Source organism: Caballeronia novacaledonica, assembly GCF_900258035.1.
GTDB lineage: Bacteria > Pseudomonadota > Gammaproteobacteria > Burkholderiales > Burkholderiaceae > Caballeronia > Caballeronia novacaledonica.
On record NZ_OGTP01000003.1, the window covers coordinates 1 to 23,076 of the forward strand.

Below are 23,076 nucleotides of genomic sequence, written 5' to 3' on the forward strand. Positions count from 1 at the left end.
AATCGATGATGGTTTCGTGCTGACTTGCCAGTGTCATCCGGTGAGCGAGCGGGTGGTGGTGAGTTTCGACGAGCGCTAGATCACAGCCGGCCGTCACTCGATTCGCGTAAACTAGGACCGCTCACCCGAGCGGTCCTTTCGTCTTTCCGGCATCCCGACACCGATGAACATGATTCACGTCACGAATGGCGATTGCGCGGCCCAATCGCTCACGGACGCGCTGCGGCGCGCGGAACGCGACGAGCGCGTCATCGTGCTGCGCGACGATCTCGCCGTCGGTCCGATCAGGGACATCGACGAATCGCCGCTCGTGCGCGCCACGTTCTGGCGTCAGGTCATGAACAGCGCCGTCGACTTCGAAGGCGAACTCGAAGAACAGCAAGCATTGTTCGGCCGCCTCGCGCGCGGCGACGATCAAATCGTCGTATGGCACGGCCAGAGCGCCAGCGATCAGCTCACCCTGCGACGCGTCGCCTATCACCTGCGCAATGCGCCGCAGCGTCTGAACGAAGCAAAGCTCACGCACGACGATCTGACGATTGCCGCCGACGAAAGCGATCCCGAACGCGTCGGCCGCGCCGACCGTGCGACGGCCGTCGGCATGTTTTCGCCGAAGCAACTGCTCGCGAAGCTGCCGACCGCCGCGCCGATTTCCGTGCTGCGTATCAGCCGGCTCGCGCTCGAATGGCAGGAAGCGAAATACGCGAACGCGGAAACGCGCCGCCTGCGCGACAACATGCTCGTTTCGGGAACGTGGATCGACATCGACGAAGCCTTGCTCGACCTCGCCGGTCCCGAATGGAAACCGGCGCGCGAGATCGCCGGCGCGGCGATGGCGCAGCGCTTCGATTTCATGCTTTCCGATGCGGTCGCATTCTGGCGCTGCCGCGAACTCGTCACATCGGGACGGCTTAAAATCCGCGGCACGCCGTCCGAAATCAGTCAGGCCGAACTGCGCCGCTGAATCCATAGCTAAAAGAACGCACTTTCGAACACATGGCCCGTACCAAAGCGCCCGATCACGAGACGCAACGCGAACAGATCCTCGAACTCGCCGCCGCGAAATTCGCCCAGACGAGCTATCCCAGCACCTCGATGGCCGATCTCGCCGCCGCGAGCGGCACGTCGAAGGCCCGCCTCTATCACTATTACGTGAGCAAGGAAGCGATCCTCTTCGACCTGCTCGACCGATACACCAAGCGGCTGATGCTGATCATCGCGGAAGTGGAAGGCGCCAGCCAGCGGCGCGGGTTAGGCGAGCGCGAGGCTTTCGCCGATCTCGTGCGCGCGTTTCTCGCAGAATACGAGACGTCGCACAGCCGGCACGTCGCGCTGCTGAACGACGTGAAGTATCTGGAAGAGGCGCAGCGCGAAATCGTCCTCGATCGTCAGCGCGACATCGTGGCGGCGTTCGCGCGCCAGCTCGCGCGCGCTTACCCGAAACGCGCGACCAAGGACAACCAGACCGCGCTCACCATGATGGTGTTCGGCATGATCAACTGGACGTTCACGTGGCTCAAGCCGGGCGGCAAGCTGGGATACGGCGAGTTCGCGGAACAGGTCGTCGATATGATCGAAAACGGCCTCAATGGCGACTAGACCGATGCTGCAGCACAACAAACCGACCGGTCGGTGAAACGTTGTGTTTCGGCATCATCTGTAAATACATGATTTTGCTGAAAATTCGCCATTTTCAGTAGATATTTAGAACGCTCTACCTACGGCTTTTTAAGGGTTTTCCCGTACTCGTTTCTCCGCAATCGGCTAAAATTCGTTTTGCTTTGCAGCACGCTGCATCACGAATGAAGGAGAAACGACCATGGAACTGACCATCAACCGCACTGCCGAGCCGATCGTCGCGCACGATCAGCCGCTCAAAGACGCGCGTATGCCGGTTCTCGTTCGCGAGCTGTCGTCGGCGGATCGCGAACGTCTCCTCACGCACTTTCTCGCACTCGACGAAGACGACCGGCTTCTGCGCTTCGGGCAGATCGTGCCGGATCACGTCATCGAGAACTATGTGCGCAACATCAACTTTTCGAACGACAAGGTGTTCGGCGTGTTCGGCGGCGCTCTGGAATTGATCGGCGTCGGCCATCTGGCCTATCTGCCCGCCGAGGGCGACAAGCGAACCGCCGAGTTCGGCGTGTCGGTGCTCGAAAGCGCGCGTGGCCGCGGCATCGGCTCGAAACTGTTCGAGCGCGCGGCCATGCGCAGCCGCAACACGCACGTTTCGGTGCTCTATATGCACTGTTTGTCGCGCAACTCGACGATGATGCACATCGCGAAAAAGTCGGGCATGAAGATCGAATACGCCTATGGCGAAGCGGATGCCTATCTCTCGCTCGCGCCTGCCGACCAGACCAGCATCGTGGCCGAAATGCTTCAGGAGCAGGCCGCCGTGTTCGACTACGCGATCAAGCGTCAGGCGCATCGCGCGTCGCAAGTTTTTCAGGCGTTCATTCCGGCAGCGGACGCCGCGTAATCTTCATCAGGAACAGCGCGGGGATTGCGCTGCGAGCGAGACCAACAAGGGCGGCATTGACCGCCCTTCGTCGTTTTAGCGCAGCGGCAAAACCGTCGTTTCCTTGATGCGCTCGAGCGAAAAGCTCGAGCGCACATCGATCACGGACGGATGGTGCAGCAATTCGTCCTGCACGAAGCGCGAGAAGTCATCCATATCGCGGACCTGAACGCGCAATAGAAAGTCCATCTCACCGGTCATCGCGTCGCAGGCGACGACTTCCGGCCATGAACGCACCGCTTCGCGAAACAGATCGCCGTGCGTCGGCGCTTTCGGCGTGCCCGCCGCGGCCTGCGTGCCGCCGCGCTTTTCCAGACGCACATTGATGTAGGCGAGCAGGCCGAGCCCGAGCTTCTTCGCGTCGAGCAAGGCGACATAACCGCGAATCACGCCGATCTCTTCCAGCCGCCGAATCCGCCGCAGACACGGACTCGGCGACAGATTGACGCGATCCGCGATTTCCTGATTCGAAAGCCGCCCATTCTCCTGAAGGATGGCGAGGATTCGCCGGTCGATCGTGTCCAGTTCGGGTTCAGCCATTTCGTAGCTCCCTGCCGATGGAAATTGGCAGCATCGTGCGCAATCTTATGAATCGCCGATTTGTTTCGCAAGTTTTTGCCAGCGTTGCCTGACTAAACTGTCTCCACATCGCGCCGCATCCAAATCTGGAGACATGCATGACTGCAACGACCTGGGAAAATCCCGTCGGCACCGACGGCTTCGAATTCATCGAATACACCGCGCCGGACCCCGTCGCGCTCGGCAAGCTGTTCGAGCAAATGGGCTTCACCGCGATCGCGAAACATCGTCATAAGGACGTGACGCTGTATCGCCAGGGCGAAATCAACTTCATCGTCAACGCCGAGCCGGATTCCTTCGCGCAACGCTTCGCGCGTCTGCACGGTCCGTCGATCTGCGCGATCGCCTTCCGCGTCGCCGATGCCGCCAAGGCGTACAAGCGCGCGCTCGATCTCGGCGCGTGGGGCTTCGACAACAAGACCGGCCCGATGGAACTGAACATTCCGGCGATCAAGGGCATCGGCGATTCGCTGATTTACTTCGTCGATCGCTGGCGCGGCAAGAACGGCGCGCAGCCGGGCAGCATCGGCGATATCAGCATCTACGACGTCGATTTCGAGCCGATTGCCGGCGCCGAGCAGAATCCGGTCGGCCACGGACTCACCTATATCGATCATCTGACGCACAACGTGCACCGCGGCCGCATGGTCGAGTGGGCGGAGTTCTACGAGCGGCTCTTCAACTTCCGCGAAGCGCGGTATTTCGATATCGAAGGCAAGGTCACGGCGGTCAAGTCGAAGGCGATGACGTCACCGTGCGGCAAGATCCGCATTCCGATCAACGAGGAAGGCTCCGAGAACGCGGGCCAGATTCAGGAATATCTGGACGCGTATCACGGTGAAGGCATTCAGCACATCGCGCTCGGCGCGGGCGATATCTACAGCACCGTCGACGGTCTGCGCGGCGCGAACATCGCGCTGCTCGACACCATCGACACGTATTACGAACTGGTGGATCGCCGCGTGCCGGGCCACTGCGAAACGGTCGCGGAGCTGAAAAAGCGCAAGATTCTGATCGACGGAACCAAGGACGAAATCCTGCTGCAGATTTTCACGGAGAATCAGATCGGGCCGATCTTCTTCGAGATCATTCAGCGCAAGGGCAATCAGGGCTTCGGCGAAGGCAACTTCAAGGCGCTGTTCGAATCGATCGAACTGGACCAGATGCGTCGCGGCGTTCTGAAGGACACCACGGCGAACTGACAAAAACGGCAGGCGTAAAAAAGGGACATGCATGGCATGTCCCTTTTGCATTTCAGCGGCCGATGCACCCCGCACCGACCGCGATGAGCGGGTCAGCCCGCCGTCTCGTCGTCGCTGCTTTCCGATTCGCGGCGCTTTTGAGCGCCCGCCTGAACCGACTGAACGCGCACCTGCGCGACCTGTGCAACCGACGACGCCCCGTACGGCGAGCCATTATTCGCACGCGCGCCGCCCACCGGCGCGCTGATGGCGAAAAAGGCCGCCGAAACCATCAAGAAATTCTGGATGTGGCGTTGTTTCATCGTTATCTCCTTCTAACTACACGTGTACGACCTGCTTCCGAAATTCAAACGTGCACAAAAAACCGGCACGGGATTTCCGGAAGCGACATTTTAGACAGAGATGAGCGGCAGGGTTCCGCGAATCGGTCGGATTTACACGCTGTAACACAACTCTCTCCGCGACGGTCAAATCGTCAAGGAATTGACGCAAAGCATCGGTAAGCGAGGAATTTTTAACGGGGTTTGTCCCACTGTCTCGAAAACCCTTAGAACGGCACACTGGAATCCCGGCTCGACCGTTCACAAGACGCGACGGCCCGAAACATGCTTTGGTGATCCCAAACCTCGGGTGGAGGAAGGCAAATAATGAACGCCCCGCTAGACGCAGAACAAAGAGCTTCGCTAGAAGCCGCGTTGAAGTCCGTCACGCTAGACGACAAATACACGCTCGAACGCGGCCGCGCGTACATGAGCGGCATCCAGGCCCTGGTGCGCCTGCCGATGCTGCAACAGGAGCGCGACAAGGCCGCCGGCCTCAACACCGCCGGATTCATCTCCGGCTATCGCGGTTCTCCCCTCGGTGGTCTCGACCAGTCGCTCTGGAAGGCGAAGAAGCATCTCGCCGGGCATCAGGTCGTGTTTCAGCCGGGCGTGAACGAAGACCTCGCCGCCACCGCCGTGTGGGGCTCGCAGCAAGTGAACCTGTACCCGAGCGCCAAATACGACGGCGTGTTCTCGATGTGGTACGGCAAAGGCCCGGGCGTCGACCGTTCGGGCGATGTCTTCAAGCACGGCAACTCCGCCGGATCGGCGAAGCACGGCGGCGTTCTAGTGCTCGCCGGCGACGATCACGCCGCGAAATCATCGACGCTCGCGCATCAGTCCGAGCACGTTTTCAAGGCGTGCGGCTTGCCGGTGCTGTTTCCGTCGAACGTGCAGGAATATCTCGATTTCGGCCTGCACGGCTGGGCGATGTCGCGCTATTCCGGCCTGTGGGTCGCGATGAAATGCGTGACGGATGTGGTCGAGTCGTCGGCTTCGGTGGATATCGATCCGCATCGCACGAAGATCGTGCTCCCGACCGATTTCGCGATGCCCGACGGCGGCCTGAACATCCGCTGGCCGGATCCGCCGCTCGTGCAGGAAGCGCGTCTGCTCGACTACAAGTGGTACGCCGCGCTCGCCTACGTGCGCGCGAACAAGCTGGACCGCGTGGAAATCGATTCGCCGCATGCGCGCTTCGGCATCATGACCGGCGGCAAAGCGTATCTCGACGTGCGTCAGGCGCTGACCGATCTCGGTCTCGACGACGCGACGTGCTCGCAAATCGGCATCCGCCTGTACAAGGTCGGCTGCGTCTGGCCGCTCGAAGCGCAAGGCGCGCACGAATTCGCGCGCGGGCTGGAAGAGATTCTGGTCGTCGAGGAAAAGCGGCAGATTCTCGAATACGCGATCAAGGAAGAACTGTACAACTGGCCGGATGCGCAACGTCCGCGCGTTTACGGCAAGTTCGACGAAAAAGACGGCGCCGGCGGCGAATGGTCCGTGCCGATGGGCAACTGGCTTCTGCCCGCGCACTACGAACTCTCGCCCGCGATCATCGCGAAGGCTATCGCCACGCGGCTCGAAAAGTTCGACCTGCCCGCTGACGTGCGCGCCCGCATCGCGACGCGCATCGCCGTGATCGAGGCGAAGGAGCGGTCGCTCGCGCGGCCGCGTGTCGAAGCGGAGCGCAAGCCGTGGTTCTGCTCGGGCTGTCCGCACAATACGTCGACGAACGTGCCGGAAGGATCGCGCGCGATGGCGGGCATCGGCTGTCACTACATGACGGTCTGGATGGACCGCAACACGAGCACGTTCAGCCAGATGGGCGGCGAAGGCGTGGCGTGGGTCGGCCAGTCGCCGTTCTCGAACGACAAGCACGTCTTCGCGAACCTCGGCGACGGCACGTATTTCCACTCGGGCCTGCTCGCGATCCGCGCGGCGATCGCGGCGAAGGTGAACATCACCTACAAGATTCTCTATAACGATGCCGTCGCGATGACCGGCGGACAGCCCGTCGATGGCGTGCTGACCGTGCCGCAGATCACGCATCAGCTCGCGGCGGAAGGCGCGGCGAAGATCGTCATCGTCACGGATCAGCCGGAAAAGTACACGCCGAGCGTCGGGCTTGCGCCGGGCATCGACGTGCATCATCGCGACGAACTGGACGATATCCAGCGTCAGTTGCGCGAGATTCCGGGCACGTCGATCCTGATCTACGACCAGACCTGCGCGACGGAAAAGCGTCGTCGTCGCAAGCGCGGCGCGTTTCCCGATCCGGCGAAGCGCGTGGTCATCAACGAAGCGGTGTGCGAAGGTTGCGGCGATTGCTCGGTGAAGTCCAACTGTTTGTCGGTGGAGCCGCTCGAAACCGAATACGGCACGAAGCGGCAGATCAACCAGTCGACGTGCAACAAGGACTACTCCTGCCTGAACGGCTTCTGCCCGAGCTTCGTGACGGTCGAAGGCGGTCAGTTGAAGAAGCCGAAGGCGACGAGCGTCGCGGCCGATGCCATGCCCGCCGTGCCCACGCCCGAGCTTCCGGAGATCGCGCGGCCGTATGGCGTGCTGGTCACGGGCGTCGGCGGAACGGGCGTCGTGACGATTGGCGCGCTGCTCGGCATGGCGGCGCATCTGGAGCAAAAAGGCGTCACCGTGCTCGATGTCACCGGGCTCGCGCAGAAGGGCGGCGCCGTGATGAGCCATGTGCAGATCGCCAACCGTCCGGCCGACATCCACGCGACGCGTATCGCGATGGGCGAAGCGGATCTCGTCATCGGTTGCGATGCGATCGTCACCGCGAGCAACGAATGCGGCTCGCGGATGCAGCCGGATCACACGAAGGTCGTCGTGAACAGCGCGCAGACGCCGACTGCCGAGTTCATCAAGAATCCGAACTGGAGTTTCCCGGGCGCGAGCGCGGAGGCGGATATTCGCGCGGCGGCGGGCGAGCACGTTTCGCTCGTCGATGCGAACCGCTTCGCCGTGGCGCTGATGGGCGATGCGATCTATACGAATCCGTTCGTGCTCGGCTTCGCGTGGCAGAAGGGTTGGGTGCCGCTGCGGCATGAATCGCTGGTGCGGGCGATCGAGCTGAATGCGGTGCAGGTCGAAAAGAATCTCGCGGCGTTCGAATGGGGCCGGCGCGCGGCGCACGATCCTTCCGCTTTGACGCGTCTCGCGCCCGGGACGCAGGATGCGGCGCCGAGCAAGGTCATCGCGCTTCACACGCCGAAGTCACTCGACGCGCTGATCGACAAGCGGCTCGACTATCTCGCGCGTTATCAGAACGCGGCTTATGCGGCGCGTTATGGGCGGCTGGTGGCGTCGGTTCGTGCGGCGGAGGCCGAGCTTGGAGGCGGCGACTATTCGCTGACCGAAGCCGTCGCGAAGAATCTGCACAAGTTGATGGCTTATAAGGACGAGTACGAAGTCGCGCGCCTGTATGCCGATCCGGTGTTCATCGAGAAGATTCGCGCGAGTTTCGAAGGCGACTGGAAGATCAAGATGCATCTCGCGCCGCCGTCTTTGTCGAAGAAGGATGCGCACGGACATCTGGTCAAGAAGCAGTACGGCCCGTGGATGATGTCGGCGATGCGCGTGCTCGCTCGATTGAAGTTTCTGCGCGGAACGGCGCTGGATCCGTTTGGACGCACGGAAGAGCGAAAGATGGAACGCGCGCTGATCGGCGAGTACGAGGCGCTGGTGAAGGAGTTGATCGGCGGGCTCACGGCGCAGAAGCTGCCGCTCGCTGTCGAACTCGCGACGCTTCCCGACTCGATGCGCGGATATGGCCACGTCAAGGAAAACAACGTGAAGGCGGCGAAGGTGAAGTGGGAAAAGTTGCTGGCGCGTTGGCGGAGTAATGAAGGCGGGGAAAAGCGGCACGTGGCTTGACCGTTCGCCGTTGAAGAAAAAAGAGCGATTCGCGGAAGCGGATCGCTCTTTTGCTTTGCGTCTAGCAGGATTTGGGGTAACGCTTCTACCGAGCGCTCGGCCTCAAGCGGATGACAAATTCCGCCGGCGCAACGCCTCCGACGTCCAATGGCATTGGATCCGAACGCTGGACTGCCCTCAACGCAGCTTCGTCCCAAGCATCATCGCCGCTTTTGCGAGTGATAGTTACCGAGAGCAGCATGCCACTGGGTGCGCAGCGTACGGCCACTTCCGTCTCCAAACCCTCAGTTGGCCCCTTCCAAGCGATGTTTGGAGCGACGCGTCGCTGCACCTTGAGCGGGTAACTTTGGGCCGACACATCGGACCACCTTTCCGCCGAAGCGTTGGTCCGATCGACCGTCATCGAACTCCGCGTCGCCTGATACGTCTGTTCTTTCGTTGAATCGTCGGCGAAAACGGAAGGCGGGCTGACGAGCACATATGCGGCAATCGTCGAAAGCGCGCCGATGCGAGCATATCGCTTAGATAAGCTAAACTTTTTTACGAAGTTCATCTTGTTGCGTTGTTGTGAGATGAGCCTGGGCGGCGACCCAGCGTCCTCAAGCGGAGCGACATTGTAGGGAAAGGGTTTGATCTTTGTCGGCAAACTTTGATTCTTCAGCGTTCGTTTGCCGCCGTCGATAAAAAACGGCGATCCAGTCACCCGGATCGCCGTTCCTCTTCCCAATGAACGCGACTACGCGTTACCTCGCTACCCGCGCGTTCGCGCTCGCCACCGCCGTCATGTTGATGATCCGCCGCACGGTCGCGGCCGGCGTCAGGATATGCACAGGCTTCGCCGCACCCAACAGGAACGGCCCGACCGTCACGCCCTCGCCGCTCACCATCTTGAGCAGGTTGTACGTGATGTTCGCCGCTTCCACGTTCGGCATGATCAGCAGATTCGCTTCGCCATGCAACGTCGTTCCCGGAAACGCGGCCTTGCGCACGGTTTCGGAAAGCGCAGCATCGCCGTGCATCTCACCGTCGATTTCGAGCTCCGGCGCACGCTCCGCGATCAGCTTGCGCGCTTCCGCCATCCGCTTGCTCGACGCGGTCTGCACGCTGCCGAAATTCGAATTCGACACCAGCGCGACCTTCGGCTGAATCCCGAAACGCTCGATCTCGCGCGCCGCCAGAATCGTCATGTCGGCGAGTTGTTCGGGCGTCGGCGTTTCGTTGACGTACGTGTCGCTGATGAAGAGATTGCGCCCTTGCAGCATCAGCAGATTCATCGCCGCGAAGTTCTCCGCGCCTTCCGCCTTGCCGAGCACTTGCTCGATGAACTTCAGGTGATCCTGATACGTGTCGATGAGACCGCAGATCATCCCGTCCGCATCGCCGGTGTGAACGAGGATCGCGCCGATCAGCGTGTTGAACTTGCGCAGCGCGGCCTTCGCGCTTTCGGGCGTCACGCCCTGGCGCGCGGCGATCGCGTGATACGCCTGCCAGCTCTTCTGATAACGCGGATCGTCTTCCGGATTCACGATCTCGAAATCGACGCCCGGCTTCAGCTTCGAGCCCATCTTCTGCAGACGCATTTCGACGACCGCCGGACGACCGATGATGATCGGCTTCGCGATCTTCTCCAGCAGCACGAACTGCGCGGCGCGCAGCACGCGCTCGTCCTCGCCTTCCGCGAACGCGATGCGCGCCGGGGCCGCCTTCGCCGCCGCGAACACCGGACGCATCACCATGCCCGTGCGATACACCGTCGCGCCGAGCGTCTCGCGATACGCGTCCATGTCCTTGATCGGACGCGTCGCGACGCCCGAATCCATCGCGGCTTGCGCCACCGCCGGCGCAATCTTGATGATGAGGCGCGGATCGAAAGGCTTCGGAATCAGATATTCGGGACCGAATTCCAGCGAATGGCCTTCGTAGGCCTTCGCGACTTCATCGCCCTGATCGGTTTCTTCGGCGAGTTCGGCGATCGCGCGCACGCACGCGAGCTTCATTTCCTCGGTGATGGTCGTCGCGCCCACATCGAGCGCGCCGCGGAAGATGAACGGGAAGCACAGCACGTTGTTGACCTGATTCGGATAATCCGAACGGCCCGTCGCCACGATGCAGTCCGGACGCACGCGCTTCGCCTCTTCCGGACGAATTTCCGGCTCGGGATTCGCCAGCGCGAGAATCAGCGGCTTGTCGGCCATCGTCTCGACCATTTCCGCCTTCAGCACGCCCGCGCTCGAGCAGCCGAGGAAGACGTCGCAGCCGTGCATCGCATCGGCGAGCGTGCGCGCGTCGGTCGTCGCCTGATAGCGTTCCTTCGATGCGTCCAGATTGCCGCGGCCTTCGTAGATCACGCCCTTCGAATCGATCACGAGCGTGTTCGACTTCTTCAAACCCAGGTGGACGAGCAGGTCCAGACACGCGATTGCCGCCGCGCCCGCGCCGGAGCACACGAGCTTCACTTCGTCCAGCTTCTTGCCGACCACTTTCAGGCCGTTCAGAATCGCCGCCGACGCGATGATCGCCGTACCGTGTTGATCGTCATGGAAAACGGGAATCTTCATGCGCTCGCGCAGCTTCTTCTCGATGTAGAAGCATTCCGGCGCCTTGATGTCTTCGAGGTTGATGCCGCCGAGCGTGGGCTCGAGCATCGCGATCGCATCGACGAGCTTGTCCGGATCGGTTTCCGCCAGCTCGATATCGAACACGTCGATGCCCGCGAACTTCTTGAAGAGACAGCCCTTGCCTTCCATCACCGGCTTGGCCGCGAGCGGGCCGATGTTGCCGAGACCGAGCACCGCCGTGCCGTTCGTCACGACGCCGACGAGATTCGCACGCGACGTGTACTTCTGCGCGTCGAGCGGTTCATCGTAGATCGCCATGCACGCCGCCGCGACGCCGGGCGAGTACGCGAGCGAAAGGTCGAGCTGATTGGAAAGCGGCTTGGTCGGAGTAACCGAAATCTTGCCGGGGCGGGGATTCTGGTGATACGCGAGGGCACTTTGCTTCAGTTGTTCGTCCATGATTTGACCTGAGACGTTTGGGAATTATTTGAACAGGGTTCACACGACCGTCGACCGTGCTGCAATGAATGCGGGAATGTGAATCGATGGACCAAGTTTCATGGGCTCGGCGCGCCGGATAGACGCGGCGTGCCGCTCGCCGGGATCGAACGAGCGGACGGAGCCTTTGGTTTTTTTTGGGATGTCCAGTGTACACCGCACGCCTGAAATGACGCGATGCAACGTTTCAGCGCAATGCCGTCCGATGAGGCCGCGCTCAGTCGAGCGCCGCCCCGCGTTTTTCCGGAATCAGAAAGAGCGTCGCGACGACGTCGAGCAGATAGATCGACGCGAGGAACGCCAGCGCCACCGCGAACGAATAGCGCGCCGTCAGCGCGCCGACCACGACCGGCCCGAGTCCGCCGACCGCCCGCCCGATGTTGAACAGCACGTTTTGAGCGGTCGCGCGGGCTTCGGTCGGATAGATTTCGGAGATCAGCGCGCCGTAGCCGCCGAGCATGCCGTTCACGAACACGCCCATCGCCGCGCCGCCGATCAGTAGCGCCGCCGGGCTCGTCAGATTCGAATAGACGAACACCATGACGACCGCGCCGATCTGATAGACGAGAAACGCCGGTTTGCGTCCGAAGCGGTCCGCCGCCAGACCGAACAACCCGATGCCGAACGCCATGCCGAGCACGGTGGCCGCGGTCCAGAGGCCGGATTTCGTCAGCGAGTAGCCGAATGTCTTCGACAGATAGCTCGGCAGCCAGATCATCAATCCGTAGTAGCCGAAGTTCTGCACCGAGCACAGAACGATGACGCCGAGGCTCGCGCGCGCGGTACGGGCGTCGTCGAAAAGACGGCTGAGCGGCAGCTTGCGGACGGCGGCGGCTTTGGCGGCCGCGCGGCGTTCGGTGAAGAGCGCGGGCTCGTCCACGTGTCGCCGCACGAAGAACGACGCGACCGCCGGCAGCAGCCCGACCGCGAACATGCCGCGCCAGCCGATCACGGGCAGGAGCATCGGCGTGATGAGCGCGGCGGCGAGCACGCCCAATTGCCAGCCGATCCCCACATACGACGACACGCGCGCCCGCAGCCGCGCGGGCCACGCCTCGGCGACGAGCGCCATGCCGATGCCGAACTCGCCGCCCAGCCCGATCCCCGCGATGGTGCGATAGATCAGCAAGTCGCCGTAGCCCTGCGCGAGCGCGCACAAGCCGGTGAAGACGGCGAATACGAGAATCGTCCAGGTCAGCATGCGCACGCGCCCGAAGTAGTCGGACAGCATGCCGAACACGACGCCGCCCGCGACCGCGCCGGCGAGCGTCCACGTGACGAGCGCCCCGGATTGCGCGGGCGTGAGATGCAGGTCGGCGGCGATCGCGGGCAGCATGAAGCCGAGGATCAGCAGATCGAAGCCGTCCATTGCGTAGCCGAGCACGGACGCGACGAGCGCCTGCATCGCGTGGCGGGAAAGCGGTTCGGACGAAGCGGAAGAGGAAGCGGGCGTCATCGGAGCGTTCGGCGAAAAGTGCCGCGAGTGTACGCGCGAGCGCGCGAATCGTTCAATCGATCGAAAAAAGCCTGCTCGCCCGCATCCTTCCGCTCGGGTAAAATGGCCGGCTACGCGCGCAGTGAATGCGAAAACGTCGTCCAAAACGGCCCGTTTTGCTTCGATTCATGCGCCAAAGGCCCTCGCGGCCGCCTCCCCGCTTTTGCAAGCGCCACACAAGTCCAAGGATTCGCCCATGACAGGCTTCGATCGCCAGACGATCTCCGACACCACCGCCAAGATGCTGCTCGAAGTGCAGGCGGTGCATTTCAACGCGGAAAAACCGTACATCTTCACGTCCGGCTGGGCGAGCCCGGTGTATATCGACTGCCGCAAGCTGATCTCGTATCCGCGCGTCCGTCGCGGCCTGATGGAAATGGCCGAAGCGACCATTCTGCGCGACGTCGGCTACGAGCAGATCGACGCCGTCGCGGGCGGCGAGACCGCGGGCATCCCGTTCGCCGCGTGGATCGCCGACCGCCTGATGGTGCCGATGCAATATGTCCGCAAGAAGCCGAAGGGTTTCGGCCGCAACGCGCAGATCGAAGGTCTGCTGACCGAAGGCCAGCGCGTGCTGCTGGTCGAAGACTTGACCACGGACAGCCGCAGCAAGATCAACTTCATCAACGCGCTGCGAACCGCGGGCGCGAAGGTGAGCGACTGCTTCGTGCTCTTCCACTACAACATCTTCAAGGAAAGCGTGTCGGTGCTGAAAGACATCGACGTGGATCTGCATGCGCTCGCCACCTGGTGGGACGTGCTGCGCGTGGCGAAAGAGCAAGGCTATTTCGAATCGAAGACGCTCGATGAAGTCGAGAAATTTCTCCACGCGCCGGCGGAATGGTCGGCTGCGCATGGCGGTGTGACCGCTGCCCCGCAATAAGTATTAACGTTCGCGAATCAATTGATGAAAAAAAGCCGTTGACTGAAATCAACGGCTTTTTTATTTGGCAAACGAAATCGCTTAAAGCGAATTCGGATTCGGTAGTGAATCGTCGAGCGAGCCGTCGCCGGAATAGGCCGAGAGATTCATTAATCCGTTGCTTTGCGCATACTGAAACAATTCGGAGTCGCGCTCGATGCCGAGTTTTCGCATTGCGGTGTTCTTTTGCGTGCTGATGGTTTTGATACTGCGACGCAATTGTCCCGCGATTTCCGTGATCGTCATGCCCGAAACGAAAAGGCGCACCACTTCGAGTTCGCGCTTGGACAGGATCACGCTGCGCTGCTGCCCGCTCGAACCGAGCCCCATGCTGTCGAGCGCCGCCTTCACGGACGGGCCCAGATACTCCTGCCCGCGCATGACGTGCTGGATCGCCCAGCCGATGTGGTTCATGTCGTCGGCCTTGTTGATGATCGACATCACGCCCACTTCGCGCAATCGTTTGAGCAAGGCCGGATTTTCGAGCATGGTCAGCACGACGAGTTTCACCCGCGGGAACTGCCGGCCGATATAACCGAGCAAGGGCATGCCGTCGCCGTACGAACCGCCGGGCATGGCGAGATCGGTGACGAGGACGTCGCACGGCTCCTTCTGCAGGAACTGGATGAGTTCGGTCGACTGGCGCGCCTGACCGATGACGTCCACCTCCGGAAACTTGTTGAGCGCCTGCGTCGCGCCAAACAGAATGACCGGATGGTCGTCTGCAATGATGACTTTTATTCGCTGGCTCATTTAACTTCTCCTGTATTGCGATCGTTTAGTTGCCGCGCGAATCTGCGTCGAATTACTCATTTCTACGTTCAATAGAGTCAGAAGTCACCGCCGTCAAGGCGCTGCGCGCTACGTCCAAACCGGTTGGCGCAAAGCGTGCCATCGGTAAGTCCCAAGGATTTAAGACTTTTTATGCTTTGTTGCAATGTTAAACTGCAAGCTGGTACGAAGCGCATCACTGAGACAAAAAACATCGTTGCAGCCAGCGAAACGCTGCTATAACGCGCGACGATACTGACAGGAGTTCAGCCCATGCGCCTCACCGGCCGACGCGTGAGTTCGACTGGCCATGTCGCATCAGCACTCTTCCTCGCTTTCGCGGCCGTTTTCGGGAAGCCGCACGAGGCCTCGGCCGACCCCGCGTTCACCGTATCCAGTACGGATCTCGCGCCGGGCAAGACCATCGGGCGCGATCTGCTCTTCGATCAATCCGAATGCAAAGGCGGCAACCGCTCGCCGCAGATTTCCTGGCACGGCGCACCCGCGAACACGCGCAGCTTCGCCGTGACGATCTTCGATCCCGACGCGCCCGGGCGCGGCTGGTGGCACTGGGCGGTCGCCGGCATCCCGACGGGCACGGATCGTCTGCCGAACAACGCGAGCGCATCGGGCGCGCTGCGCAAGCTGGGCGCCGTCGAGGCACGCAACGACTGGGACACGGACGGATACGCCGGCCCGTGCCCGCCGCCCGGCAAGCCGCATCGCTACATCGTGACCGTCTACGCGCTCGACAGCGCCGATCTGCGCCTGCGCCAGGGCACGCCCGCGCTCATGTTCGAGCACGAAATCCGCACGATGACGATCGCCAGCGCACAGCTCACGTTCACATACGGCCGTTAACCTGAAGTCAGCGGCCGTGCGCTCGCTCCGCTCGGTGAAAAATTGTCTTTGCTAGACTGGCCCGGCCCGTCCGCAAGACACGCGGCGCGACGCAGGGAACGACTCGGGAAAACCATGCCGAACATCATCATCGTTTATCACAGCGGCTACGGCCACACGAGGAAAGTCGCGGAAGCCGTGCTCGGCGGCGCAACCGACGCCGGCGCGAACGTGAAACTGATCGCCGTCGGTGATCTCGACGACGCCGCCTGGGCCGAACTGGACGCCGCCGACGCCATCGTTTTCGGCGCGCCGACCTACATGGGCGGGCCGTCCGCCGACTTCAAGAAGTTCGCCGACGCGAGTTCGAAGCCCTGGTTCGCGCAGAAATGGAAGGACAAGATCGCGGCCGGATTCACCAATTCGGCGCACATGAACGGCGACAAATTCCTGACCATCTCCTATTTCGTCACGCTGGCGATGCAGCACGGCATGGTCTGGATCGGCACGGGCATGATGCCGTCGAACACGAAGGCGGCGACGCGCAACGATTTGAACTTCGTCGGCGGCTTTACCGGTCTGCTGACGCAGTCGCCCGCGGACGCCTCGCCGGACGAAGCGCCGCCGCCCGGCGATCTCGAAACGGCGAAGGCTTTCGGCGCGCGCGTCGCCGAGGTGACGGCGCGCTGGATCGGCGGTCGGGCGTGCGTCGAAGACGGCGGACATCAACCCGCCTCGGAATCGCACTAGAATATTGGTTTTGCGGCGAGCGCCCGCACGAACCAGCGAGATCGAGATGACCACGAAAGTATTTGTCGACGGACAGGAAGGCACCACCGGCCTGAAAATTTTCGAATATCTGTCGCAGCGCCGTGACATCGAAGTGCTGCGTATCGAGGAAGCGAAGCGCAAGGACATCGAGGAGCGCCGCCGGCTCATCAACGCGTCGGACGTGACGTTCCTGTGCCTGCCGGATGTCGCGTCGCGCGAATCCGTTTCGCTCGTCGACAAAGACAACGCGCGCACCGTGATGATCGACGCGAGCACGGCTTTCCGCACGCAGGACGACTGGGCGTACGGCCTGCCCGAACTCACGCGCGCGCAGCGCGAGCGTCTGCGCACGTCGAAGCGCATCGCGGTGCCGGGCTGCCACGCGTCGGCGTTCGTGCTGTCGGTGCAGCCGCTCGTCGCGGGCGGTCTCGTTCCCGCCGATTTCGACGCGCACGCCTATTCCATCACCGGCTACAGCGGCGGCGGCAAGAAAATGATCGCGGAGTTCGAAGCGGGCGGCAACGAGCGGCTCATGAGTCCGCGTCCGTACGCGCTGAGCCTCACGCACAAGCATCTGCCGGAAATGTCGGTGCGCACGGGTCTCGCGCGCGCGCCGGTCTTTACGCCGATCGTCGGCCCGTTCCTGAAGGGCCTCGCGGTGACGACGTATTTCTCGCCGGACCAGCTTTCGCGCCCGGCGAAGCCGCAAGACGTGCGCGACATGCTCGCCGAGTACTACAACAACGAGCCGTTCGTGCGCGTGATGTCATTCGATGCCGAAAGCAACCTCGACGCCGGCTTCTTCGACGTGCAAGCCTGCAACGACACGAACCGCGTCGATATCTTCGTGTTCGGCAACGACGAGCGCTTCGTGACGGTCGCGCGTCTGGACAATCTCGGGAAGGGCGCATCGGGCGCGGCGATCCAGTGCATGAATCTGGCGATCGGCGCGGATGAGGAGACGGGTCTCGCCCGCTGATTACGTTTCGCAGAAATACTGAAGGCCGATTCGCTTCACTGCGAGTCGGCCTTTTTTTGCGTCTCTCGATGCAACGCAGCATCGAATGCTATGGACGAAAAAAAGCCCGCCAAGCTGGCGGGCTGAATCCATATCAGTGGAGACATGGAGGAGACAGGAGCAATGGTAACAAGTATATTGGTGCATCGCAACATTGCGTGTTGCGACGAACCGACACATCCGATCGATGCGAGTTACGGCTGCATCATCGACAGAATGAACTGGAGTTGATCCGCCGAAATCGGCTTGACGAGATGGACGTCGAAACCGGCGTCGAGCGTCATTTCCCGATGCTGCGGCTGTCCCCAACCCGTCAGCGCGACGAGCATCATCGCGTGGCCGTTCGGCGTTTCACGCAGCGCGCGCGCCGCAGCGAGGCCATCGACGAGCGGCATGCCGAGATCGAGAATCACGACTTCCGGATCGAACTGCGCGGCCACTTCGACGGCTTGCGCGCCGTTCGCCGCGAGCGCGACTTCGTGGCCCATGCCGGTCAGCAGGTTCGCAAGGCCGGATAGCGCGTCGTCGTCGTCATCGGCTATCAGGATGCGCTTGCTCACGATGGCCTCACCGGGAACCGTAGATTTCGAGTTTCAACTTGTTCGATCCCGCCTGCGCCGCCGCGATCTCCGTGCGCGCGCCGCGAGCGCCCAGATAAAAATGCTGGCGCGCGGGCGAATTCTGATCGTGCGTCGCGTCGGGCAGGCACGATGCGATGTCCGCCGCGACACCCTGCAACGCGTCGGCGCTGGAGCCGCCGTGCGGCGTCCACGTGCATCGATAGTTCGTCTGCGATGCCGCGCACTTCGCGTCGTCGCCGTAAGGCAGCGCGACGGCGCGTCCATCGATCGCGGAAAGCGATGAAAAATTCGGCGCGGCAGCGACGATGCGCTTGAGCGCGTCGCACGGGCTCGGGGTGTCGTCGGCGCGCGCGGAAGTCGTCGCCAGTACGCCGAAACAAAGCGGCAAAAGCGCGGCGCACGCGGCGCGTCGGCCAATCGGATGCATGAGGCGCCTCCTTTTTTGCTGTTCTTTTTGGTTCGCCGTGAACCGGGACGAGCGCGACTATGCGCCGGCCGGCCGCGCCTGTCTGTTCGACAGCGAATGAATCACATCAAGCGCCACGCAAATCATGCGCCCGTTCGTGCAGACGTTTGGCGCGTCAGTGGCGCACGAGCGCCATCATCGCGCCGAAGCCGACGAACACGCCGCCCGTCAAGCGATTGAACGCCCGCGCGACGTTCGCGCTTTTCAGCTTGTCGCCGATGCGCGCGCCGAGACCCGCGTACACGGCGTACCAGCTCACTTCGATCACGGCGAACGTCGACACGAGCACCGCGAATTGCGGCAGGACCGGCCGGCTCGCGTCGATGAACTGCGGCAGCAGCGCCGCCGCGAAGAGGATCGCTTTCGGATTGCTGCTCGCGACCAGAAAACCATTGCGAAAAAGCGTGAAGCGCCGGGCGGAATGCGCGGCGCCGGTGTTATCGCGGATATCGGCGGCGTTCGCCTTCGCGCGCCAACTCTTCACGCCGAGCCAGACGAGATACGCCGCGCCGATCAGACGCAGCGTGTCGAAGAGGCGCGGCCAGGCTTCGAGAAACACGCCCAACCCCGCCGCCGATACCGACAACATGAGGATGAGCGCCGAGAGACAGCCGGCCATGGTGGCCGTCGAGCGCTTGAGACCATGACGCGCGCCGTGCGTCATGACGAGCAGCATGTTGGGACCGGGAATCGCGGAAACGACGAAAACGGTGGCGACGAACAGCCACCAGAGATGCAGGCTCATTGCGGCGTGGCGGAGAAGAGTACGGGATTCGCATTATGCCGTCTGCCCGCGCCGGTTCAGGCAGAACGCCGCCTTCGCCACACCGCGCGCGTGGAATCAGCGCCCGGCGCGCCGCGCCGCCACCTGACCGAGCACGGCGAAGTCCTTGTCGCCGTCGCCGTGCGCGAGTGCATCGACGAGGTTGTCGCGCACGACGCTCGCCACGGGCAGCGGCACGTTCACGGCATCGCCCGCGGCGATCGCGAGACGCACGTCTTTCAGACCGAGCTTCGCCTTGAAGAGCGCGGGCTCGTAGCGGCGCTCCGCGATCATCTTTCCGTAGCCCTGATAAACCGGGCCGGGAAACAGCGAATTCGTGATGACGTCGAGCAGCGTCTGCGATTCGATGCCGTGGCCGCTCACGAGCGCCGCCGCTTCGCCGAAGCTTTCGATCGCCGAGGCCAGCATGAAATTCGCCGCGAGCTTGAGCACGTTCGCGTGCTGCGGTTCGCTGCCGACACGCCAGGTTTTCTGACCGATAGCATCGAGCACGGGCTGCACGCGGTCGATCGCCTCGCTCGCGCCCGCGGCGAGAATGTTGAGCTTGCCCGCCGCCGCGACATCCGGCCGCCCGAGCACCGGCGCGGCGACGTACGCGACTCCGTGCTGCGCGTGCAGTTCGGCCAGTTCGACGGCCAGCGCCGCCGAAATCGTCGCCATGTTGACGTGCACGAGGCCCTTCGGCGCGCGCTTGAGCAAACCGCCGTCGACGAGCACCGAGCGCAGTGCGTTGTCGTCGGCGAGCATGGAGAACGCGGCATCGCCGGCGAACGCCTGCTCGGGTGTATCGACCACCGATGCGCCCTGATCCGCGAGCGCCCGCGTCTTGTCGCGCGAGCGGTTCCAGACCCGCACCGTGTGTCCCGACTTGAGCGCGTTGCTCGCCATCGCGCCGCCCATTTCGCCCAGTCCGATGAATCCGATGTCCATGCTCGCGCGCTCCTTTGGATTGTTCGCCCGCCGCGCGCGGGAAGCCGCGCGGCCCGAGCGCCAGTAGAGCATATCGACGCAAAGCGCGCAGAGGCGCGCAATGCGATACTGGCCGAATGGTCAAGGCGCGCTTTCACTTCCATCGCGAACTGAACGATTTCCTCGCTCGATCCTTGCGTGGGCATGCGTTCGTGTGGGCGTGCGCGAAGTCTTCGTCGACGAAGCACATGATCGAAGCGCTCGGCGTTCCGCACACGGAAGTCGATCTGATCGTCAGGAACGGCCACCCGGTCGGCTTCGACGCGCAGATCGAGGCGGACGACTTCATCGAGGTCTATCCCGCGCATCGCGCGCCCGAAGGAATGACGAACGGCGCGCCGCCGCTCCGGCCGCCGCTGCGCGCTTCGGATCTGCGCTTCATCGCCGACGCGCACTTGGGCGGGCTCGCGCAACTGCTGCGGCTCGCGGGCTTCGACACCAACTACGACAACAACTTCCCCGACGATGAAATTGAGCAGCTCGCGCACGACGAATCGCGCATCGTGCTCACGCGCGATCGCGAGTTGCTCAAACGCCGCACCGTGTTGCGCGGCTGCTATGTGCGCGCGCTGCAACCCGACGAACAGTTCCGCGAAGTCTCCGAGCGGCTCGACCTCGCGGAGCACGTGCGGGCGTTTCGTCTCTGCCTGATGTGCAACGCGCCGTTGCGTCCGGCCGTGCCCGGTGAAATCGATGGCCGCGTGCCCGACGGCGTGCGCGAACGGCACACGCGTTTCGTCACCTGCGACGTGTGCCGCCGCGTGTTCTGGGAAGGCTCGCACTGGCGGCGCATGCGCGCGCGGATCGACGCGCTGGCGGAAGCGGGCCGTTAGCGCGGCCTTTCGTCCACGTACAATACGAGCCCTCTCGTTAAATCGTCGCCCCGGAGCATCACGTGAACAAATTTCAACTGGAACAAACCAAGGCTTTCAAGCTGGCCAACGACCTGAAGCAAGGCGGCCGCGCGCGCGCGGGCGCTGCGGATGCGCCAAAGACCGATCGCCGCGAGCAGCGCAAGCTCGATCAGGCGAAGGGCCTCGTGCCGTTCGCGTGCAAGCTCGACGAAAAGCTCGTCAAGCAACTGAAGGACCGCGCAGAAGCGCATGAAGGCGGGATGACGGAAGTGCTGGCGGAATTGCTGGTGAAGGCGGGTCTGGAGCGGTAAGGCTCCACGTTCCTCACACGCTTCCTTCCTTTTCGATCACCAGAATGCGCGCCTCGCCGACGGGTTCGGCGAAATGCTCATCGCCGGCTTGAGCGTGAAAAATGTCGCCCACGCGCAGCGTCAACACGCGCTCGCCTTCGGCGCCGCGCACATGCATCCGCACTTCGCCCTGCATCACCGCGAACACTTCCTCGCCGTCGTTGACGTGCCATTTGTACGGCTTGTCCGTCCAGTGCAAACGGCACGACGTGCCGTTCATCACGCAGATATCGAGCGCGCCCCAGGCGCGTTCAGCCGTGAATTTGCCACTTTCGATTACTTTCATTCGAATGCCGCCTAGCGTGTGAAATCGCGCGCTTCATCGACGTCCGCGTGACGCGTCGCCGGAATGCACGCCACCGCGATCAACGAAAGCGCGAGCCCGCCCATCACATAGAAAGTGGGCGCGAGTTGCGAATCCGTGACGCCAATGAGCCACGTCACGATCAACTGCCCGAAGCCGCCGAAGATCATGACCGCGATGTTGTATGCGATGGAAAGCCCCGTCGAGCGCACGTGCGCGGGAAACAACTCGGCGATGAGCGCGCCGAAAGGCCCATAGTAGCCCGAGAGCGCGATCGACAGCACCGCCTGCACGATCACGAGCCGCATCACGCTCGGCTGCGCCGCGAGCCACGCGAAGAGCGGATAGATCACGACGAACGTGATCGCGAGCGACCACAGCGCAAGCCCCTTGCGCCCGATGCGATCCGACCACGCGCCCGCGACCGGCGAAAGCACCGTCAACAGCAGATTGCCGACGATCAGCGCCGTGAACGACTGCCCGAACGGCAGCTTCAGTTGCTTGACGGCAAACGTCGGCAGATAGGCGATCAACACATACACGCTCACCGTCAGCGCGATCACCGAGCCGAGCCCGCACAGCACTTCGCGGCCATGCGTGCCGAACACTTCGCCGAGCGTGGCGCGGCGCGCGGTCCGCTTCGCGTGCAGGAACGCTTCGGTATCGGCCATGTTGCGGCGGATGTACAAACCGATCGGCCCGATCACGAGTCCGAAGATGAACGGCACGCGCCATCCCCACGAATCGAGCGCCTCGGGCGAAAGCCCGCGCGAAATCGCCGCGCCGACGAGCGCGCCGAGCAGCAGCGAAAGAGCCTGGCTCGCCATCTGGAAACTGCCGTAGAAGCCGCGCTTCGAGAACGGCGCCGCTTCGATCAGCAGCGCCGTCGAGCTGCCGAACTCGCCGCCCGCGGAAAATCCCTGCAACAGGCGCGCGAACACGATGACGAGCGGCGCGCCGATGCCGATGGCCGAATACGGCGGCGCTATCGCGAGTAGCAAGATGCCGAGCGTCATGAGTCCGATGACGAGCGTCAGCGCCGCTTTGCGCCCCGCGCGATCGGCATAGAGACCGAGGACGACGCCGCCGACCGGCCGCATCACGAACGCGACGCCGAAGGTGGCGGTGGTCAGGAGAATCGACGAGTAATCGCTTTCGCTCGGAAAGAACAAACGGGCGATGACGACCGTCATGAAGCCGAACACGGTGAAGTCGTACCACTCCAGCGCGTTGCCGATGACCGCAGCCGTCACGGCGCGCGCGTTCAATGGTATTCCTGGCATGCGATCCCCTGGGTCAATGGGTGTCGTGCTGAGGCGGCGGCCACTGGTCTGTTTGTCCGCGCTTTGTTCTAAAAATGCGTACGCGCG

Annotated in this window: 22 protein-coding genes and 1 pseudogene; 11 read left to right on the forward strand and 12 right to left on the reverse strand. The window is 62.8% G+C overall.

The annotated features are described in order from the left end of the window. Positions 1 to 163: 163 nt before the first annotated feature. From NOV72_RS06080 to NOV72_RS06090, 3 genes are all read left to right on the forward strand, one after another. Positions 164 to 964: a DUF1835 domain-containing protein gene (locus NOV72_RS06080; protein WP_106853723.1), complete on the forward strand. Its 801-nt coding sequence runs from the start codon at positions 164 to 166 to the stop codon at positions 962 to 964. Between the two features lie 32 nt (positions 965 to 996). Beyond that, positions 997 to 1,599, forward strand: a complete 603-nt coding sequence (locus NOV72_RS06085) for a TetR/AcrR family transcriptional regulator (RefSeq protein ID WP_106853724.1) — start codon at positions 997 to 999, stop codon at positions 1,597 to 1,599. Between the two features lie 289 nt (positions 1,600 to 1,888). Continuing rightward, positions 1,889 to 2,485 (forward strand): GNAT family N-acetyltransferase, encoded by a 597-nt coding sequence (locus NOV72_RS06090; RefSeq protein WP_245932938.1) that lies wholly within the window; start codon positions 1,889 to 1,891, stop codon positions 2,483 to 2,485. Between the two features lie 75 nt (positions 2,486 to 2,560). Here the strand turns inward: NOV72_RS06090 and NOV72_RS06095 are convergent, their stop codons facing one another. After that, the gene (locus NOV72_RS06095; RefSeq protein WP_106853726.1) at positions 2,561 to 3,064 is read right to left on the reverse strand and encodes an Lrp/AsnC family transcriptional regulator; all 504 of its coding nucleotides are present in this window, start codon (positions 3,062 to 3,064) and stop codon (positions 2,561 to 2,563) included. Positions 3,065 to 3,201: 137 nt separating this feature from the next. On the opposite strand from NOV72_RS06095, the gene hppD reads away from it, so the two are divergent. After that, on the forward strand, positions 3,202 to 4,305 hold the full coding sequence (gene hppD / locus NOV72_RS06100; protein ID WP_106853727.1) for a 4-hydroxyphenylpyruvate dioxygenase: 1,104 nt from the start codon (positions 3,202 to 3,204) through the stop codon (positions 4,303 to 4,305). A 92-nt stretch (positions 4,306 to 4,397) separates the two neighbouring features. On the opposite strand, the gene NOV72_RS06105 is transcribed toward hppD, so the two are convergent. Beyond that, positions 4,398 to 4,607 carry a hypothetical protein gene (locus NOV72_RS06105; RefSeq protein WP_106853728.1) on the reverse strand — a complete coding sequence of 70 codons (210 nt, stop codon included), beginning with the start codon at positions 4,605 to 4,607 and terminating at the stop codon, positions 4,398 to 4,400. Positions 4,608 to 4,952: 345 nt separating this feature from the next. Here NOV72_RS06105 and NOV72_RS06110 point away from each other — a divergent pair, with 345 nt between their 5' ends. After that, the gene (locus NOV72_RS06110) at positions 4,953 to 8,525 is read left to right on the forward strand and encodes an indolepyruvate ferredoxin oxidoreductase family protein (protein WP_106853729.1); all 3,573 of its coding nucleotides are present in this window, start codon (positions 4,953 to 4,955) and stop codon (positions 8,523 to 8,525) included. An 85-nt stretch (positions 8,526 to 8,610) separates the two neighbouring features. Here NOV72_RS06110 and NOV72_RS32625 read toward each other — a convergent pair. The 3 genes and pseudogenes from NOV72_RS32625 to NOV72_RS06125 form a co-directional block, all read right to left on the reverse strand. Further along, positions 8,611 to 8,868: pseudogene (locus tag NOV72_RS32625) on the reverse strand (energy transducer TonB); the annotation flags it as partial. A 400-nt stretch (positions 8,869 to 9,268) separates the two neighbouring features. Beyond that, a complete protein-coding gene (locus NOV72_RS06120; RefSeq protein ID WP_106853730.1) occupies positions 9,269 to 11,542 on the reverse strand; it encodes an NADP-dependent malic enzyme in 2,274 nt (757 codons plus the stop codon). A 256-nt stretch (positions 11,543 to 11,798) separates the two neighbouring features. Continuing rightward, positions 11,799 to 13,037, reverse strand: a complete 1,239-nt coding sequence (locus NOV72_RS06125; RefSeq protein WP_106853731.1) for an MFS transporter — start codon at positions 13,035 to 13,037, stop codon at positions 11,799 to 11,801. A 235-nt stretch (positions 13,038 to 13,272) separates the two neighbouring features. Here NOV72_RS06125 and NOV72_RS06130 point away from each other — a divergent pair, with 235 nt between their 5' ends. Then, on the forward strand, positions 13,273 to 13,959 hold the full coding sequence (locus NOV72_RS06130; RefSeq protein ID WP_106853732.1) for an orotate phosphoribosyltransferase: 687 nt from the start codon (positions 13,273 to 13,275) through the stop codon (positions 13,957 to 13,959). Between the two features lie 81 nt (positions 13,960 to 14,040). Here NOV72_RS06130 and NOV72_RS06135 read toward each other — a convergent pair whose 3' ends face one another. Continuing rightward, positions 14,041 to 14,751 (reverse strand): response regulator, encoded by a 711-nt coding sequence (locus NOV72_RS06135; protein ID WP_106853733.1) that lies wholly within the window; start codon positions 14,749 to 14,751, stop codon positions 14,041 to 14,043. Positions 14,752 to 15,042: 291 nt separating this feature from the next. On the opposite strand from NOV72_RS06135, the gene NOV72_RS06140 reads away from it, so the two are divergent. The 3 genes from NOV72_RS06140 (at position 15,043) to argC (ending at position 17,359) form a co-directional block, all read left to right on the forward strand. Continuing rightward, entirely contained in the window at positions 15,043 to 15,630 is a 588-nt protein-coding gene (locus tag NOV72_RS06140; RefSeq protein ID WP_106853734.1) for a YbhB/YbcL family Raf kinase inhibitor-like protein, read from the forward strand. Positions 15,631 to 15,744: 114 nt separating this feature from the next. Further along, positions 15,745 to 16,359: a flavodoxin family protein gene (locus tag NOV72_RS06145; protein WP_106853735.1), complete on the forward strand. Its 615-nt coding sequence runs from the start codon at positions 15,745 to 15,747 to the stop codon at positions 16,357 to 16,359. Positions 16,360 to 16,405: 46 nt separating this feature from the next. Continuing rightward, entirely contained in the window at positions 16,406 to 17,359 is a 954-nt protein-coding gene (gene argC, locus NOV72_RS06150) for an N-acetyl-gamma-glutamyl-phosphate reductase (RefSeq protein WP_106853736.1), read from the forward strand. Between the two features lie 233 nt (positions 17,360 to 17,592). On the opposite strand, the gene NOV72_RS06155 is transcribed toward argC, so the two are convergent. The 4 genes from NOV72_RS06155 to NOV72_RS06170 form a co-directional block, all read right to left on the reverse strand. Next, positions 17,593 to 17,958 (reverse strand): response regulator, encoded by a 366-nt coding sequence (locus tag NOV72_RS06155; RefSeq protein ID WP_106853737.1) that lies wholly within the window; start codon positions 17,956 to 17,958, stop codon positions 17,593 to 17,595. A gap of 7 nt (positions 17,959 to 17,965) precedes the next feature. Continuing rightward, a complete protein-coding gene (locus tag NOV72_RS06160) occupies positions 17,966 to 18,406 on the reverse strand; it encodes a hypothetical protein (protein WP_106853738.1) in 441 nt (146 codons plus the stop codon). A 154-nt stretch (positions 18,407 to 18,560) separates the two neighbouring features. After that, positions 18,561 to 19,190: a LysE family translocator gene (locus tag NOV72_RS06165; RefSeq protein WP_106853739.1), complete on the reverse strand. Its 630-nt coding sequence runs from the start codon at positions 19,188 to 19,190 to the stop codon at positions 18,561 to 18,563. A 96-nt stretch (positions 19,191 to 19,286) separates the two neighbouring features. Beyond that, a complete protein-coding gene (locus NOV72_RS06170) occupies positions 19,287 to 20,231 on the reverse strand; it encodes an NAD(P)-dependent oxidoreductase (RefSeq protein WP_281261799.1) in 945 nt (314 codons plus the stop codon). 44 nt (positions 20,232 to 20,275) lie between these two features. Between NOV72_RS06170 and NOV72_RS06175 the strand changes: the two genes are divergently transcribed. After that, positions 20,276 to 21,031: a Mut7-C RNAse domain-containing protein gene (locus NOV72_RS06175; protein ID WP_106853740.1), complete on the forward strand. Its 756-nt coding sequence runs from the start codon at positions 20,276 to 20,278 to the stop codon at positions 21,029 to 21,031. Between the two features lie 62 nt (positions 21,032 to 21,093). Then, positions 21,094 to 21,363, forward strand: a complete 270-nt coding sequence (locus tag NOV72_RS06180; RefSeq protein ID WP_106853741.1) for a hypothetical protein — start codon at positions 21,094 to 21,096, stop codon at positions 21,361 to 21,363. Between the two features lie 13 nt (positions 21,364 to 21,376). Here NOV72_RS06180 and NOV72_RS06185 read toward each other — a convergent pair whose 3' ends face one another. Further along, positions 21,377 to 21,688 (reverse strand): cupin domain-containing protein, encoded by a 312-nt coding sequence (locus NOV72_RS06185; RefSeq protein ID WP_106853742.1) that lies wholly within the window; start codon positions 21,686 to 21,688, stop codon positions 21,377 to 21,379. 11 nt (positions 21,689 to 21,699) lie between these two features. Beyond that, on the reverse strand, positions 21,700 to 22,989 hold the full coding sequence (locus NOV72_RS06190) for an MFS transporter (RefSeq protein WP_106853743.1): 1,290 nt from the start codon (positions 22,987 to 22,989) through the stop codon (positions 21,700 to 21,702). Positions 22,990 to 23,076 lie beyond the last annotated feature (87 nt).